This window comes from Streptomyces sp. NPDC058576, assembly GCF_042718715.1.
Taxonomy (GTDB): domain Bacteria; phylum Actinomycetota; class Actinomycetes; order Streptomycetales; family Streptomycetaceae; genus Streptomyces.
Map to the genome: position 1 here is coordinate 242,275 of NZ_JBHXPF010000001.1, position 1,640 is coordinate 243,914.

2 protein-coding genes are annotated in these 1,640 nt (G+C 75.2%); both read right to left on the bottom strand.

Annotated features, from left to right (window positions below; translation table 11 throughout):
* Window positions 1–23 precede the first annotated feature (23 nt).
* On the bottom strand, window positions 24–851 hold the full coding sequence (locus ACFWRV_RS01070; RefSeq protein ID WP_384326557.1) for a type VII secretion system-associated protein: 828 nt from the start codon (window positions 849–851) through the stop codon (window positions 24–26).
* A gap of 44 nt (window positions 852–895) precedes the next feature.
* Entirely contained in the window at window positions 896–1,624 is a 729-nt protein-coding gene (locus ACFWRV_RS01075; RefSeq protein ID WP_384326559.1) for a type VII secretion system-associated protein, read from the bottom strand.
* Between the last annotated feature and the right edge of the window lie 16 nt (window positions 1,625–1,640).

Here is a 1,640-nt window from a genome sequence, read left to right on the forward strand (position 1 = left end):
CGGCCGGCCGGGGGCCCGCGGGCTCAGCTCTCTCCCCGGAAGAACTCGGGCCGCTCATCGGCGGATCCGGGGGGCCAGGGGGTGGCCCCGGAGCCGTTGCCCGCCGCCGGTCCGGGGGGCCAGGCGTCGGCCTCCTCCAGGCGGGCGAACTCCTCCAGTTCGGCCTGGGCCGCCAACAGGGCGTTCGCCGTGACGAGTTGCCCCACGGGTGCGGACGAGCTGAGGACCAGTACTTCCTTCCCCTCGGGCAGCCGGTCCAGGAGGTCGGGAACCAGCATCGTCTCGTGCGGCGGCAGCCTGTTCCGGTCCAGATCCGGGGAGGGCGGGAAGACGGGAACGGCCTGGGTGCCGTCCTGCGCGTCGGTGACCGCCAGGCCGCCCACCTCGTCGAGGCACACGGCGACTTCGGCGTCGGCGACCATCAGGGCGAACAGATCCTCCGAGGCGTACCCGGTGGCGACCAGCTGCACGGCGGCGTCCACGGGGCTGACCGGCGGGGCCCAGCCGTGTGCGTCGGGCGACGGGCGGTACTCGGCGTTCTCCTCCCACTCCACGATGTCGCCCTCGGTGTCGCTGCGCCAGCGCCCCAGGATCGCCCACGGAGGCGTGGGCTCGTCCTCGTCGCCGGTCCAGTGCCGGTCGATCACGGACAGCCAGTGGTCGGGGGCCGCCTTCGCGGCCTCCACGTAGTCCTCGGGCGGCTCGCGGAACCCCGGTTGACCCCGCAGCACGGCGGACGGGCCGCCCTGGACACCGGAAGGGCGCGGTCCAGAAGCCGCGGGCCCGCCGGCCGTCTCCGCGTCGGCGGGGCCGTCGGGCTCGCGGTCCGGTGCACCGGAAGGGCTCGTCATCGGGGCAACTCCATCGGTTCGCTTCGTGCGAGGTACGGGGGCGGTCAGCTTTCGGAGCGCGCGGAGGCTTCGCGGTCGGTCTCCCCGGCGGGGTCCGGGAGGGGGGCGGCGGGGGAGGACTCCGGGCCGTCGGCCTCGGCCTCGGTGGAGCGCCGCGGTTCTTCCGGCGTCGCCCCGGCGGCCTCGTCGACCGCCCGGCGCAGGGCGTCGGTCTCGACGGTCATACCGACCGGCCCGGAGGGGTTGACGTAGAGCAGGTGGCCCTCCGGCAGACGTTCCATCACCTCGGTGACCGGCGCGAGTTCGTAGCCGAAGCGGCCGGCCGCGTGCAGATGAACGGGCGAGGAGAAGACCGGTACCACCGCGGTCCCGTCGGGTGAGACCGCCGACAGCGGTACGCCGCCGGGCGCGAGCAGGACGGCGACCTCCGCCGTGGCCAGCGCCCTGGGGACCGCCTCCCCCGGACCGTACCCCGTGGCCGAGAGCTGCACCGCCTCGTCCACCGGGTCGGTGGGGGCGGGCCAGCCGAGCGCCTGGGGCGACGGCTGGTACGCCTCGTTCGGCTGCCACTCCTCGATGTCGCCGTCCAGACCGGACCGCCACCGGCCCACCACGGCCCATTCCGGCGGATCACCCTCGCCCGCCCAGGCCGGGTCGACCATGCCGAGCCAGTGATCGGGAGCGAGCCGGGCGGCCTCCCTGATCTCCTCGGGGACCGGCGGCGCGGCGTCGTCGCCGGTCGCGGCCGGTGCTGCGGCAGTGCTGTCGTTCATGGATTCCTCGCTGGGA

Excerpts from the sequence above, each read along its gene's own strand:
- ACFWRV_RS01070 (WP_384326557.1), bottom strand. The coding sequence starts at position 851 with ATGACGAGCCCTTCCGGTGCACCGGACCGCGAGCCCGACGGCCCCGCC.
- ACFWRV_RS01075 (WP_384326559.1), bottom strand. The coding sequence starts at position 1,624 with ATGAACGACAGCACTGCCGCAGCACCGGCCGCGACCGGCGACGACGCC.